The sequence below is a fragment of the Thermosphaera sp. genome (assembly GCF_059755995.1).
The window spans coordinates 1-13048 of record NZ_DBOUKL010000049.1; the positions used below are offsets into that span (position 1 = coordinate 1).

General features: G+C 45.5%; 16 protein-coding genes and 1 tRNA gene. 6 read left to right on the forward strand and 11 right to left on the reverse strand.

Annotation, left to right across the window (positions count from 1 at the left end; translation table 11 throughout):
• A partial coding sequence (locus AC3OH0_RS05185; RefSeq protein WP_498345012.1) for an ABC transporter substrate-binding protein occupies nucleotides 1-824 on the reverse strand: 824 nt, incomplete at its 3' end.
• Nucleotides 825-864: 40 nt separating this feature from the next.
• Nucleotides 865-1707, reverse strand: coding sequence for a hypothetical protein (locus tag AC3OH0_RS05190; RefSeq protein ID WP_498345013.1), 843 nt, complete (start codon nucleotides 1705-1707; stop codon nucleotides 865-867).
• 339 nt (nucleotides 1708-2046) lie between these two features.
• Between AC3OH0_RS05190 and aspS the strand changes: the two genes are divergently transcribed.
• The 5 genes from aspS to AC3OH0_RS05215 all read left to right on the forward strand — a co-directional run bounded on the left by aspS (nucleotide 2047) and on the right by AC3OH0_RS05215 (nucleotide 5831).
• Nucleotides 2047-3300: an aspartate--tRNA(Asn) ligase gene (aspS, locus tag AC3OH0_RS05195; protein ID WP_498345014.1), complete on the forward strand. Its 1254-nt coding sequence runs from the start codon at nucleotides 2047-2049 to the stop codon at nucleotides 3298-3300.
• Between the two features lie 41 nt (nucleotides 3301-3341).
• Nucleotides 3342-3668, forward strand: a complete 327-nt coding sequence (locus tag AC3OH0_RS05200; protein ID WP_498345015.1) for a PadR family transcriptional regulator — start codon at nucleotides 3342-3344, stop codon at nucleotides 3666-3668.
• A gap of 9 nt (nucleotides 3669-3677) precedes the next feature.
• Entirely contained in the window at nucleotides 3678-4823 is a 1146-nt protein-coding gene (locus AC3OH0_RS05205) for an inositol-3-phosphate synthase (RefSeq protein ID WP_498345016.1), read from the forward strand.
• A 67-nt stretch (nucleotides 4824-4890) separates the two neighbouring features.
• Entirely contained in the window at nucleotides 4891-5562 is a 672-nt protein-coding gene (locus AC3OH0_RS05210; RefSeq protein WP_498345017.1) for an adenylate kinase, read from the forward strand.
• Nucleotides 5559-5831: a hypothetical protein gene (locus AC3OH0_RS05215; protein WP_498345018.1), complete on the forward strand. Its 273-nt coding sequence runs from the start codon at nucleotides 5559-5561 to the stop codon at nucleotides 5829-5831. Before AC3OH0_RS05210 ends, AC3OH0_RS05215 begins: the two co-directional genes overlap by 4 nt.
• Here the strand turns inward: AC3OH0_RS05215 and AC3OH0_RS05220 are convergent.
• The 5 genes from AC3OH0_RS05220 to AC3OH0_RS05240 all read right to left on the reverse strand — a co-directional run bounded on the left by AC3OH0_RS05220 (nucleotide 5819) and on the right by AC3OH0_RS05240 (nucleotide 8065).
• Nucleotides 5819-6331 (reverse strand): Lrp/AsnC family transcriptional regulator, encoded by a 513-nt coding sequence (locus AC3OH0_RS05220; protein WP_193435650.1) that lies wholly within the window; start codon nucleotides 6329-6331, stop codon nucleotides 5819-5821. The two genes, AC3OH0_RS05215 and AC3OH0_RS05220, sit on opposite strands and share 13 nt — an antisense overlap.
• A 76-nt stretch (nucleotides 6332-6407) precedes the next feature.
• Complete coding sequence (locus AC3OH0_RS05225; protein ID WP_193435649.1) at nucleotides 6408-7223, reverse strand: aldo/keto reductase; 816 nt, start codon at nucleotides 7221-7223, stop codon at nucleotides 6408-6410.
• Nucleotides 7224-7288: 65 nt separating this feature from the next.
• Nucleotides 7289-7388 (reverse strand) — tRNA-Thr (locus tag AC3OH0_RS05230).
• 37 nt (nucleotides 7389-7425) lie between these two features.
• Nucleotides 7426-7695 carry a MoaD/ThiS family protein gene (locus AC3OH0_RS05235; RefSeq protein WP_498345019.1) on the reverse strand — a complete coding sequence of 90 codons (270 nt, stop codon included), beginning with the start codon at nucleotides 7693-7695 and terminating at the stop codon, nucleotides 7426-7428.
• A gap of 13 nt (nucleotides 7696-7708) precedes the next feature.
• Nucleotides 7709-8065: a GNAT family N-acetyltransferase gene (locus AC3OH0_RS05240; protein WP_498345020.1), complete on the reverse strand. Its 357-nt coding sequence runs from the start codon at nucleotides 8063-8065 to the stop codon at nucleotides 7709-7711.
• 91 nt (nucleotides 8066-8156) lie between these two features.
• Here AC3OH0_RS05240 and AC3OH0_RS05245 point away from each other — a divergent pair, with 91 nt between their 5' ends.
• On the forward strand, nucleotides 8157-9338 hold the full coding sequence (locus AC3OH0_RS05245; protein ID WP_498345021.1) for a hypothetical protein: 1182 nt from the start codon (nucleotides 8157-8159) through the stop codon (nucleotides 9336-9338).
• Here the strand turns inward: AC3OH0_RS05245 and AC3OH0_RS05250 are convergent.
• The 4 genes from AC3OH0_RS05250 to AC3OH0_RS05265 form a co-directional block, all read right to left on the reverse strand.
• Nucleotides 9246-10406: a DNA primase gene (locus AC3OH0_RS05250; RefSeq protein WP_498345022.1), complete on the reverse strand. Its 1161-nt coding sequence runs from the start codon at nucleotides 10404-10406 to the stop codon at nucleotides 9246-9248. The genes AC3OH0_RS05245 and AC3OH0_RS05250 overlap by 93 nt on opposite strands.
• Nucleotides 10407-10599: 193 nt before the next feature.
• Complete coding sequence (locus AC3OH0_RS05255; protein ID WP_498345023.1) at nucleotides 10600-11124, reverse strand: hypothetical protein; 525 nt, start codon at nucleotides 11122-11124, stop codon at nucleotides 10600-10602.
• Nucleotides 11117-12076: a helix-turn-helix transcriptional regulator gene (locus tag AC3OH0_RS05260; RefSeq protein WP_498345025.1), complete on the reverse strand. Its 960-nt coding sequence runs from the start codon at nucleotides 12074-12076 to the stop codon at nucleotides 11117-11119. The genes AC3OH0_RS05255 and AC3OH0_RS05260 overlap by 8 nt, the downstream gene beginning before the upstream one ends.
• An 80-nt stretch (nucleotides 12077-12156) precedes the next feature.
• Nucleotides 12157-13017: a hypothetical protein gene (locus AC3OH0_RS05265; protein ID WP_498345024.1), complete on the reverse strand. Its 861-nt coding sequence runs from the start codon at nucleotides 13015-13017 to the stop codon at nucleotides 12157-12159.
• Nucleotides 13018-13048: the final 31 nt, after the last annotated feature.

Here is a 13048-nt window from a genome sequence, read left to right on the forward strand (position 1 = left end):
ATTGCGTCTGCAAACCTCATGTAGATTCTCTGAACATCGAACCCTAGCATGTCTAGGTCGTTCGCTATCATGTTTCCGATATCATATCTTTCATCCTCAATACGGATGATGAATTTCAATGATATCGGCTGCCCGTAATACAGCCATTTACCGCCTGATTTCGATGCACCGATCCTCTGTAAAGTCTGCGTGATCAGTTGATCAGCATAGGCAGGGTCGTACCTGAACTCGTTCATGGCGATGATGTCAGCGATCACCGAGTAATCGGGGTCAAACTGGCTGAGGAAAGTGTACATTGGGACTGCATAGCCCTTCAATATCGTGTAAGCAGCTGTCTCCCTATCGATCAAGTAGTTCATTGCGAACCTTACTTCCCTAAACGCAAACGGGTTGACACCTACTCCAGGTTTAGCTCCTAAGTACACGAAAGTGTGGGTTCCATTGTACTTTAAGCCTACCACAGCATCCTTAGGTACTCCTATTCTTGCAGCCGCGCCAATGGCATCGTACGTACCATTTAAGACTTCAACAGCCACAGGAGCCGGGTTCATAATAATGTCGATCAAACCAGCAGGAGCCTGGTAGAACACAACCCCCTCAATATCCTTCAACTGCTCGGCCTGGGCAGGCCTCAGACTGTACATGTATAAATCGATCTCCTGGTTTCGGATAGCAGACGGCACCTGATCGAGGGGAACTCTCTTCATTATTACTTTATCGCTCGCTGGACCTTTTACAGGAGCCTGTGCCTCTGCAGGAGCTGGGACATATATTATTGATAATACCAATAGTGGGATTAGTAGGGCTAATATTAACTTCTTCATATGTTACACCAACCGATATAATGTTATAGGTGTTTCATATTTAAATCTTTTTAGTCCCTCTTTTAGCCCCCTCTATGGTTTTTCTGCATGCTTGAAGCAGGTATATGGAATCGGCTAGTAACAAGGGTGGAATCACAAGGATCATGTTGTCTCTCAAAGCAAAATACAAGGTACCGTCAAAGTAGCTGAAGCATAATAACCTGTTAATCAAGTAAAGCCTTACATCCGCTTCTACATTAGTAAAAACTCCTTCCATTACCGAGTCAGCTACCCCGTGAGGTGGAACCTCAACCTCTAAGCCCTTCGACTGGTTGGGGGATTTTCCAGTCAGCCTGACAATGCCTGTTAACCCTCCATTGTTAGTTACAGAAACAAAGGGATCCTTCATCAGAACCTCTAACTCGGCGTAAGCATCTAAGTAACCGGGGGATTGAAGCCTTAACTCCCAAACCCCGTCCCTCCTGTGATAGGCGTATGTTGGGATCGCTGGATGGTATCCCGGCACGCTTAAATCCAACCTGACATCAATGTTTGGTGAGAAATCCTTCCTCAGCTCATCCAATGTTTTCTCGAGAAGAGCATTCGGCTCGTAGAACAATAGCCCAGGGACGTATTCGAATGAGGCAACAGTCTCGTTCAAAACTCCGGGGATGATCAGCCTAACAGTAACATCCTCGGTTGGAGGGGTAACGAATAGTGTAATGTTCAACAGCCTGAATCTTAAAACCCATTGCGTTGGAGTGTAATCGGCCTGGAAATCATAACCCCCTGCTTGAAGCGAAGGGAGATAGTAGGATATTCCTATTACTATTAAATTAAGCAATGCTAGAAGAACTATCTTCTTCCTTAAAGCCTTAAAGCATTTTTTCATTTTCACAGTCATGTTGAATACCTCATGAAATATTTGAAGCAACCACTTGTATTAAAATCGCAATTCTCCACGTGGATAAACTCTTAGAAGTGTTGAGGGGGTGTGGCCTGCCTACGGACGTCCCTCCAGACTCGCCCGGGGACGTCCCTCACCGCTCTGCCCTAGGGTACCCGGTCACGCTGGATCATGCTGAGTGATCCAACTAAACCGGGGGTCTGGCGGGCAGAGCGTAGGCATCTGGCCCTTATCATATATCTAGAAAACCCGACTTATTAATTTTACATATAGTGATGTAAATACTCCTGTTTAAAAACTCTGTTCTTCTAAATAACTCTTAGCATGGTGTGGTGCATGCGCGTCTGCGGATGGGTTTTAAGAAAAAAAGAAATAGGTAGGGTGGTAATCGTAGAAGTAGTCAGCTCCCGGTCGAAGCCCAGTGTGCTGGTGTTGAAAGAGGAGCGCGAGCCCGATCTATACGCTGTTTCGAAAACACTCGACGTTGGAACCGCACTGTGCTTTGAGGGCGAAATAGCTGCTGAGCAGAAGAGTAAGAGAGGCATCGAGTACACAGTGTCGAAAATCGAAGTCTACTCAAAACCTGTGTCACCGTTACCTGTGGAGGTTTCCGGGAAGGTCCCATCACTGCTTGACACGCGCATAAAGTACAGGTGGCTGTTGCTCAGGAATCCTGTTGAGAAAGCCATATTCAACATCAGGGAATCGGTTTTCCATGCTGCCCGAGAGTATCTAAGGAGGAACGGGTTCCACGAGGTTCAAACCCCTAAGATTGTTGCAGCAGGTGCTGAGGGAGGTGCCACTCTTTTCAAAGTAGAATACTTTGAGTACCAGGCTTACCTGAGCCAGAGCCCGCAACTCTATAAGCAGATACTTATGAACGCGTATCCGCGCGTCTACGAGATAACCCCGTACTTCAGAGCCGAGAAGTTTAACACTCCGAGACATTTAAACGAATCGTGGGGGATAGATGTCGAGCAAGGATTCATAAATGGGGTTGAGGATGTTTTAGAAACCCTGGAAAACCTCGTATCATATATCGTGAACTACGTGGTAGACAACAATAAGGAAGATCTTGAGACACTAGGGGTAAACCTTGAGAAGGTTAACCCACCGTTCAAAAGACTTAGATTCACAGAAGTCGTAGACCTGTTGAAAAACGAGGGAATCGAGGTATCAGAGAAAGAGGACCTTCCAGATCACGCCGAGAGGAAACTTGGAGAAATCATGAAAAGCAAGGGACATAGGCTCTACTTCATCACAGGCTTCCCTTGGAACGCCACAGGCTTCTACTATATGAGAGAGGAGGATGGCATGTACACGAGGAAGTTCGACCTGGACTTTGAGGGTCTTGAAATAGCCAGCGGCGGTCAGAGGGAGCACAGGTATGATAAACTCGTTGAGGCGATAATCCTGAAAGGGTTAAACCCGGATGATTTCCAATTCTACCTTGAATCATTCAAGTATGGAATACCCCCGCACGGGGGATTTGGATTAGGTGTTGAGAGATTGCTGATGAAAATGCTGAACCTTGAGAACGTGAGAGAAGCAATCCTCTTCGTGAGAGATAGGACCAGGCTCCTTCCTTAATAATCTTTATATTTGTGATCACAAATATTTGTAAACGGTGAGTGTTTTTGTCCGATACCAAAGCATTGGTGAGACTTAAGAAGAAACTAACCCTTGAAAACCTTTGGCTTTACATCATCAAGATCATGCTGGATGAAGCGAAGCCGCTTAAAGCCTACGATGTCAAGGTAAGGCTTAGGGAGAGATTCAGCATCAACCCCCCGGCTGTCACCGTCTACACGGTGATCTATAGGATGAACAGGGAAGGGTTGCTCGCCAAGAAAACTGTGAAGGAAGAAGCCCTCTACGAACCAACCAGCAAGGGGGTAGAGGCCTTCAAACAAGGCGTTCTCTTCATTGAGGAAACGCTTGCGAAGCTCAAAATCTAGGGTGGGAAAATGATAAGAGTTGGAATAATCGGTCAAGGTCTTGTGGCGACCCATTTTGCGGTTGGATTAGAGAAGCTGAAGTATAATGAAATACCGGATCATGGAGTTCCGCTGAGAAACTGGCTACCATACAAGTACACGGATGTTGAAATAGTCGCGTCCTACGACGTGGACGAATCAAAGATAGGTAGAACAGTATTTGACATAGCCTTAAGAGATTACCCAGGCAACAACATACCCGGCAGTTTAAGAGATATTGTGATTAGGAGAGGAATCCACTTAAACAGCCTGAAAGGCTTGCCTATTAAGGCAAGGGGGAGGGAAGAGGAGAAAGACCTGCATCAAGCCCTTCTCGAGTTGATAGATGAGTGGAAATCCATGAAAATCGATGTGTTCATCAACGTTATGACCACGGAGCCCGTTGAGCCCGTTGGCAGGCTTGGAAACCTTGAGAAAAGAGTTATGGAGGAGGATGTAACCGCCTCGCAAGCATACGCTTACGCTGTTGGACTATACTGTGAAAAGGTGAAGCCAGCAGTATTCGTCAACGCGATTCCTTCACCCATAGCGAACGATCCCGCTTTCATAGAGTTTTACAAGCAGAAGAAGGGAGTCGTATTCGGCGACGACGGTTCAACAGGGGCAACGCCGTTGACGGCTGACCTGCTGGAACACTTGTATGAGAGGAATAGGAGGGTTCTCGACATCGCCCAGTTCAACATCGGCGGAAATACAGACTTTCTCGCGCTAAACCTTCCCGAGAGGAACATTATGAAGAAGAAGACTAAGAGCAGCATTGTAGAAGACATCCTGGGATATGAAGCGCCCAACTATATCCGTCCCACAGGCTATCTCGAACCGCTTGGCGATAAGAAATTCGTGGCAATGATCATAGAATATCTCAGCTTCGGAGAATTCAAGGATGAACTCTACATTGTTGCAAGGATAAACGATAGCCCTGCTCTCGCGGGACTGCTAGTAGACCTTGTGAGGCTGGGCAAGATGGCTCTGGACAGGGAGAGTTATGGAACAGTTTACGAGGTGAACGCTTTCTACATGAAAAAGCCTGGTCCACCGGGTTTCAAGGCGGTTTCAAAGTATCATGCATACATGAAGCTTCTGGAGTGGGCTGGGGTCAAAGATCCCAGATTTTAATTTTTAACCTTGAAAACTATTAACACCATTCTTGGAGACGATATCCCATAAATGCAGGTGGAGTATGTTGAAAATAATCATGATAGGCGCACCGGGCGCTGGCAAGGGAACGTACGCTCAGTATTTAAGGGATAAGTACTGCATCCCCCACATAAGTACGGGAGATATTTTCAGGGAGGAGGTAAGGAAAGGTACTCAGCTCGGGCTCATCGCTAAGCAATATATGGATAGAGGGGAACTAGTACCTGACGATATCGTCATAGAGATTGTTAAGAAAAGGCTTCAGGAAAAAGATGTTGAAAACGGCTTCATCCTCGACGGATTCCCCAGAACCCTCAACCAGGCTAAAGCACTGGAGGAGGTCATTCCCGTTGATGCGGTAGTACATGTGCTGGTTTCCGAGGAGGTAGCTGTCAGGAGGCTTAGCGGCAGAGTCATATGTCCCGTCTGCGGAAGGGTTTACAACATTTACTATGAACCCAAGCCAAAGAATGATGAGATTTGCGACTACGATGGTTCAAAGCTTGTGCGGCGTCCTGACGACGATCCAGAAATAGTTAGGAACAGGTACAGGGTTTTCTACCAAACATTCACACCAATCATTGAGTATTACAGGGAGAGGAGAAAGCTCATTGAGATTAACGGTGAAGGAGGCATCTCCTTCGTCATGCCCCTACTTGAAAAAGTGCTCAGGGAGAATGGAATACTGAACAAACCCCCGTGCCGCGAGGACTTGTGACCGCGAATTCGAAAACCGGTAGAAATCAAACATCTTTGTCGAAAAACCTGTGCCGGCTAATCTCCTTCTTGCTCGAGAATGATAACGGCTTTTTCAGCGATGATTACTTGAACAGCGAGGGTAGAAAACTGTTCGAGAGAATTGTTGAAATCATTCTCGAATTGAACCCGGAGTATAGTAGGCGAATAACCATTGTGAGGAAGAAGGGTTCTAAGGAGGAGGTTGCCTCCCTTCTCAGCGATATTGGTGAGAAGCATCAGTGCTGGTGATTGTTCTTACCCCTGTTTCTTAGCACGGGTATACAGTTGCTACACTTCAATACTCCGCTACACCCCGGCTCCGGGTTCTTCAACGATATTTTCTCCCCGAATGGTATCTTGCCATACTCAATGTTTACTTCAACCTTCTCCGCAAGCTCGGAGGTTAAAACCGAGACTAAGGTTGCGATTTCATCCTTCGACCTGCCGTAGAGTATGAGCAATGCCTCGCTACCATTGAGCGTTACAGCCGAGATAACTCTGTTGCAGGTTAAAGCTTTACCAACAATCTTGTCTACCTCGCTACACCTAACCCTTACAACCCCTGCCACGTCTCCTAAAAGAGCTGGGGATACTGCGAGCCTGAAATCTATGAGACCGTTTCTCTGAAGCTTCCTGAACCTCTCCCTTAGCGAGATATAGTTAAGCCCAAGCTCGCGTGAAAGCTTGAGGAGGCTCATTCGCGGGTTTTTAATCATCATGCTGGTCAGTTTTAACTCTACATCATCCAATACAATAACCACCATTCATGACGATTTTAAGAGAAAAGACTCTTATATTTTTCACGAATTACTTCCTTGGCTAATATCAATGTTCTTCAAGGCATTTTCTAAGATAGTTTATATGGGCTTCTGGAATTCTCCAGCCCATTGCACCTATCAATTCCTTAACGTGTTCAACTCTTTCAGCTTTAGGAATTGCTACCACGTTTTCATGAGAAATTAGATAGTTCAGCGCAACCTGTATTGGTGTCCTACCCGTTTTCTCGCTGACTGCTCTAACGCAGGGATTATCCTTAACGGAGCCTCTCTCTATAGGAGTGTAGGCCTGAAGCAATATTTTCTGGAACGCGCAGTAAGGTAGCAACTGCTCCTCCACCTCTCTCCTGTTTAGCACACTATAATGGACTTGTAGAGCTACAATAGGGGCTTTCTTGGTAGCGTAAACAGCTTCTTTCAGCTGGCTAAGAGAGAAGTTGCTAACACCTATATACCTAGTTAAGCCCTTGTCAACAAGTACCTCAAAATTCTGAACCTGCTGTGTGATAGACAGCCTTTCATTAGGCCAGTGTATAAGGTATAAGTCAACATAGCTTACGCCAATCCTTCTCAGGCTTTCCTGGGCTGCTCTAACTATCTTCTCCCTATCGTCCAGCCTATTGGGTAGCATCTTAGTGGTGATAAATACGCCATCCCTGCCTACCTGCTTTAAAACCTCTCCCACAAACTCCTCCGCTCTCCCCATGTCATACATCTCTGCCGTGTCAACGTGGTCGATCCCGTTTGTCAAACCATAAACATAAGCTTCGAAAGCCTTTGAGTAATTCTTTATCCCATAGGTCCCTAAACCTATGGGAGAGATCGTATCAGAGCCTACCTGTTTCCTCTCGATTAGGCCAGGCATATTGAGAATACCTAATTATTATCTATGAAGGTAAAACTTAAATTTCTATCTTACAGCTTTTTAAAAGCCGCCGGCGGGATTTGAACCCGCGTCCACCGGCTTTCTCGACGGGCCTACTCAAAACGCTTACAAGGCCGGCGCTCCACCGGGCTGAGCTACGGCGGCGTCAATAATTCTTAAACATAGTAATAGATTTTTAACTTTAACCCCCGGATACAGGAGGCATAAAGACGACCTCGTCCCCTTCTTTAAGCTCTACGGTGAGGGTTTTAGGTGAGACGTTGTTGACGAGAACAATGAGTTCTGACCTACCCTGGATAATGCTTTCAATAATTCTCGAAAGTCTTGGACGAGAGGCCTTGATGTGTTCCAATAGGCTTAGAAGAGATGAGTTACTAAGTGAGACTTCCTCCAAGGAGCAACCTGCTTTTTCAGCAAGCCATAGGAAATACTTGACTCTGACCTTCACCATTCCCTCCTCATCCCTAGGAAGGCTTTGATTTCTCACGTGAAAAAGCTTCATCAAATAGTTTTTTCCACTCCTCATCGCTTAAATCCCTGTAATCCGAGTGTAGTATGCTTCGATACTCCCTGTTCTTCATGAAGAAATATACTGTGTAGCTACATATCGGAATTATCGCTAAACCTCTCTGTCTCGCCAGCTCAATAGCATACTCTACTAAACGCTTAGCAATACCCTGTCCTCTGAAAACCGGTGGTGTGTAAGTCTCCAGCAACAACATGGAGTTGTTTTCAACACTATATCTAAGAAAGGCTTTTTCCTCACTTCCTTTCAACCTAGCATATATAACGGATGAAGTGTGACCAATCTCTATCTCCATTGAAACACCCTGAGCATCCTCGGTGATGCTTATTAGATAGAATCCTTATAATAATTTCAAAGTGTCAATAATGCCTCCAACCTTGAGCCGCATGAAACTACTGGGTATTGCCTTAGTCTTCTTGATCATAGCGGAGGGCGCGGCGACTCTAAGAGCAGAAGGAAGCCAGGAAAAAACTATCATCCTGACATACAAAGGATACACTACTATCACCGCGTCCATGGAAGGGGCTAGGAAAGTAGCAGGCGTTGACGATATTGAGCATTTTTCATTAACATACGAGTATTTGGTCATTCTCAATACTACTTTCAATATTGACAATTTAAAAAGAGGGAGATGTGAAGGAATAATTAACATTACAAGCATAACAGTAAAAATCTACCCGGAAAACTCTACTTTCACACCTCCTTCCCCACCAATAATATTTGAAGCCGAGTGCTCCAGCGAACCCTTCATCCTTGTCTTCACAAACGGTAGTTTCGAATTCAGGAACTATCCGGGAACACTCCACCTTCAAGGATTCACGCGAATGGATGTTGACGCTGCCCACTACATCTACTTCCTGACAGTAATGATGTTTAATGAAACAAGGGATCAAGGATGGAGCATTTACGTTGAGCCCCTGTCCAAGCTACCTATATTAGTCAGCTTCGATGAGCAGCAAGAAGTAGAAGGGGTTAACACTCTAACAATGCACTCCGTAATCTACATGGAAAATGCCAGGCACACTTTTAGGGAAATTCTCGGACGAGTAGTCTACGACTTCATAATCCAAGGGGAGACATACACAGGTAGCCTTATCCTGATTCACAGCTTAGGCGAGAACGCGATAAATGTGACTACCGATATAGTGGATAACGAGACTATAGCTATCAACCTGGGAAAACCCGTCACCTGCTTCATTATAGTGGAAGCCCCTTACGGGGTTGAAATCTCCTACTCTAACGTAGAACTTAAGAATTATACAAGCATAGGGTCGACAATTTATTATTCAACTAAACCAGCTAATTGTTCAAGCATATTCTTCCGGTTTAACAAAAATGTCACGCTCCTCTTTAAACCAGAGTTTCCTGAGAAAGGGGTAAACCCCAAGTACGTCCCCCCTTCAATCGACGTGATCGCAACAACCCTGGTCTTCAATGCAGCTACCGCATACCTGGTATACGCCGTGGTAAGCAAGCTACTGGGTTTCGCTCGCAGAAGAGGAACCCCCCGTTTCAGGCTTCTCCGTGGATTGCTTAAGAAGTTTAAGATTATACTTGTACACAGATAAGGGGTGTCTTCCTCCAGCGCAATAATTCTGAATAGGGCACGCACCTACCGATTTCATCCTGTCACAACTGTAAGGGGTGTACTTCCTCCTACTCCCCCTTAACCCGGCAATATGCTCCACCTGATACCTCGCAATTTTTTCATCGAAATCTGCCGTGGTTCTAAACACTGCTAGAACATCATCAACACCATATCCAATGTTAACGAGAAAAGCCGCTAGGTTGAATCTTTCCTCGTGACTCGGGTTGCCGCCTGATTTGATTGTTGAGAGAATCTTTTTAATACAAGGCGGGAAGGCTTCCTCTACAACCCCAGATACTTCTCCGCCAACACCTCTATCTTTAACAAAGCTTCTCCGCCACCATTTTACATTCTCGAGATATCGTTCCACCTCAGCAATTAATTGTTCAATCCCATTTAGAAAATCAGCAGATGGGGGCTGAAGGTCTTCATAAGTTTTCAAAATATAGTGGAAACACGCCTCCTCTAACAAACGTGTGAACCGTCTGCGATCCACGTATACAAGCCCTTCGTGAACTATTTGGCTTGATAGACTATAAGATGAGTCCTGCTCAAGTCTGCCGGCTACGAGTCTTATGAAGCCTGTGAGTGAGATACTGTACGATAAGGACTCCCATCCAAACTGTTTCGCACCCCTCTCTTCCTTGACAATTCTTAAAAGCCTGGGAGGCTGCACTGACTTGGTTACACCGATACCTATTTTTCTGGCAATATTAATCAGGAGTTCATCGCTCTCACTTCTAAGGAAGAAGCCAGCTCTCTTAGAATAAGCCACAGCAGTCCTAGCTAGTAGTTGCGGCTCCTTAATAGCTTTAGAGACCAGCCCGAGAGAGTAGAAGACGATGACCTCGTGATCAGAATTGTAGGATGACCTATCCTGTGGAACCGTGGTTTTCTCAACAATTAACTTCAAGTATGAAAGAAGCTTTTCATATAGTGGGGCATCAGGATTCCCAATCAATACGGGTAGAACGGTGTATGGGTTTGGAACTACGTCTTCTAACCTAAGAAGAAACGGATACTTCCAGTATAGTGGTATCCCGGACATCCTCCTCAGCCTGATCGGGTTCGATCACGTCTCACGCGATGGCGTACTCATCACGGGTTTTCAAATCGTACAAGGCGGGTTCAGCGCTTTGGCCCCACATCATTCTTCAGAGGTCCTCCCTCATGGGAGGCCCCCATGCATCAACCCCGCCGTTTTAAAATATGGGTTAAGCAGGGTTTTAACAGTATTGGTTTCAATCAATTTCAAACAATATTTTCTCAAACCCTCTGATACGGGTTCCTTTTTTAACATTGAATCTTAAAACCCTGCCGCCCGCTTCCACCTTATATGGAACACCCAGGTCTGCTAGCACGACTCGGGCTTTACTGGGGAATAGCCATACAACTTCATAATCGTATTCTGCAACCTCTTCTTCATAGTAATTTTCATAAGTATTTAAGCCTTTAACCAGGTTTCCTTTGAAAATTACTATGAAGAGAATGTACGGTCTCTTAGCATCGCCTCTGAACCCGATGCTGACGTTTAAAACGGTAGGGGTTGATTCTGAACCATTGATTAAAACCTTCTCCAGATCCAGGTAGAACTGCATGTTTCTTGAAAGGGTTTCTAATTCTTCGTCCAGCCGGTCTTGATTGCTAACTACAGACTCATAGTACCGGTCTGGGTCATAGTATTCGAAGAGAATTAATTCGTTGAAAACCCCGTTCTCCTGAACCGTGAAGAACCCGTTTGCGAATACGGGGAAAGGCTCAGTCATTCCTCTTCTCCTTTGAAGCTATTTTCTTGAAAGCCTCAAACCCTTTCTCAGTTAGTCTAAGGTAGTTATACTTGCCCGACCTCAACACGCTAACGTATCCCTCATCCTCAAGCTTCTTGATTCTCCTGCTTATGCTTGATTTCGGCCTACCAGTTAAGCTTACTAGTTCAGATTGTTGAAGGCCCTTATCACCGGCTTTTCCAAGAGCCATTAAAATATCTCTTACTACCTCATCGGTTAACAAGTCCCTTGTAGCTACTGGTTCAAACTCGATCGACACTCTTCTCCTCCATAAGTATATGAGAACTGCTGAAGCCCCGACCGCTAAAAGAGCTACTATAACAGCGATGATTGTGTTGAAGCCTATGGCTGAAGAGGGCTGGTTAACAGGGCGTTCTTCAATATTTGTTAGAAGCAGTACAAAGTATAGGCCGGGACGGTCGATCTGTAGAATTGTGAAAGAATCTGAGTAGTAGACTGTTCCATTATATGTTTTACCACCTAGATTTTCAACCATGACCCCGTGACTTCCGTAAACATAGAGTTTAAAGCTCGCAGAGCCCGCGCCAGCGAATTCTTCCAGGTTTAGGAAAAACCCGTACACGCCTGGCGCGTAATTATCGGTGATGTTCTCCGCTATCAACCATGCCGTGGCGCGTGTGGTGTTCAAGGCTATTAGCCTTAAAATCTTATCATGCTCGTTGTACTCGTATATCAGACTCCCTGCTTCGGGAGTGGCTGTGATGTTGACTATATTGAACCATGCATCTTCACCAATGAAAGTTAACGGTATTTCAAACATAGTAGTGTTTGAAGAATCAGGAATATCGAGCACTATCTCCATTAACCCGGTATTCGACAGCAAATCATAGGAAAGATTGATTGATATCGAGTATGCGGCCTCGCCATTGAAAACTGGTGTGAAAGCCGATACCAGTGTGAAAGCAATCATGACAGCCAAAATTTTCTGGTTAAACATATAGCATCTAAGAAGATTTATGAATGAGGAGGCATTTAAAAAACAATATTAATTTACCTACCCATCCTAACCTTTACGATTTCATTCTCGAACATGTTCCTCATCTCTATCTCCAGCTCCTGCTGGAACTGGTATAAGCTCTGGTATAGTAGCTGTAAACCTGTTGAATTGGTTGAGTTAGCGACTTCTTCAACCAGCTGGCGGCAGTACTGGTAGAGTTCTGCCACGTTGCTAATATTGTGTTGATGCCTCCAAGCCCGCATTTTCAGTGGAAACGCATACTCCTCGAGCTTTATCGCATAATCCGTTAAAATCTTGGCAACGGCATCGATCTGCATTGCCCTATATCTCTCTCTAAGCTGAATAGCCTCCGTTCTAGTGTACTGGACTAATTCTTTGAAATTCCTTATCTCCCCGGCCTCTATCTTAGCCCTAATCCTCTCTCTTAGCTCAGGAGGCAGTTTCTCGGAAACCAAGAGTAGCTGGAGTTTCAGCCCTCTTGGAACAATCAACCTGTTGCTTAACCCTTCATAGTCTGATGCGGCCAGCCTTATTTTCTGGGCAAACACGCTTTTAACAAGCACAGCGAAACCTCTGACGTAAGCCCTGTATCCTCCAACAGCGTGCCAGAAAGCTTCTGTGATGTTGGTTTCAAGAAGCGCCTCTGCCTCAGCGGTTAAGTTGTCGCCTCTTTCAACATGCCAGTACACAAGCTGAGGTATTGTTAAATTCCAAGCCTCCACCTGCCCAGCCGCCTCCTCTAGCAGTCCCTTAAGCTCTCCCGCCTTCCCCAACACTGCTTCAACCGTTGCAGCAGTTATTGTACCGTTTTCATCCAGTGTTGGAGGTATAACCTTGGCTAGAACCGGGTTCGCCAGAGCTGGAGCATGACTGTAGTGGATAACCGCCAACAACGCGGAAACCCCCGGCCCCCTTTATTTGGTT

Excerpts from the sequence above, each read along its gene's own strand:
- AC3OH0_RS05190 (WP_498345013.1), bottom strand. The coding sequence starts at position 1,707 with ATGACTGTGAAAATGAAAAAATGCTTTAAGGCTTTAAGGAAGAAGATA.
- aspS (WP_498345014.1), top strand. The coding sequence starts at position 2,047 with ATGCGCGTCTGCGGATGGGTTTTAAGAAAAAAAGAAATAGGTAGGGTG.
- AC3OH0_RS05205 (WP_498345016.1), top strand. The coding sequence starts at position 3,678 with ATGATAAGAGTTGGAATAATCGGTCAAGGTCTTGTGGCGACCCATTTT.
- AC3OH0_RS05225 (WP_193435649.1), bottom strand. The coding sequence starts at position 7,223 with ATGCCTGGCCTAATCGAGAGGAAACAGGTAGGCTCTGATACGATCTCT.
- AC3OH0_RS05235 (WP_498345019.1), bottom strand. The coding sequence starts at position 7,695 with ATGGTGAAGGTCAGAGTCAAGTATTTCCTATGGCTTGCTGAAAAAGCA.
- AC3OH0_RS05240 (WP_498345020.1), bottom strand. The coding sequence starts at position 8,065 with ATGGAGATAGAGATTGGTCACACTTCATCCGTTATATATGCTAGGTTG.
- AC3OH0_RS05245 (WP_498345021.1), top strand. The coding sequence starts at position 8,157 with ATGAAACTACTGGGTATTGCCTTAGTCTTCTTGATCATAGCGGAGGGC.
- AC3OH0_RS05250 (WP_498345022.1), bottom strand. The coding sequence starts at position 10,406 with ATGTCCGGGATACCACTATACTGGAAGTATCCGTTTCTTCTTAGGTTA.
- AC3OH0_RS05255 (WP_498345023.1), bottom strand. The coding sequence starts at position 11,124 with ATGACTGAGCCTTTCCCCGTATTCGCAAACGGGTTCTTCACGGTTCAG.
- AC3OH0_RS05260 (WP_498345025.1), bottom strand. The coding sequence starts at position 12,076 with ATGATTGCTTTCACACTGGTATCGGCTTTCACACCAGTTTTCAATGGC.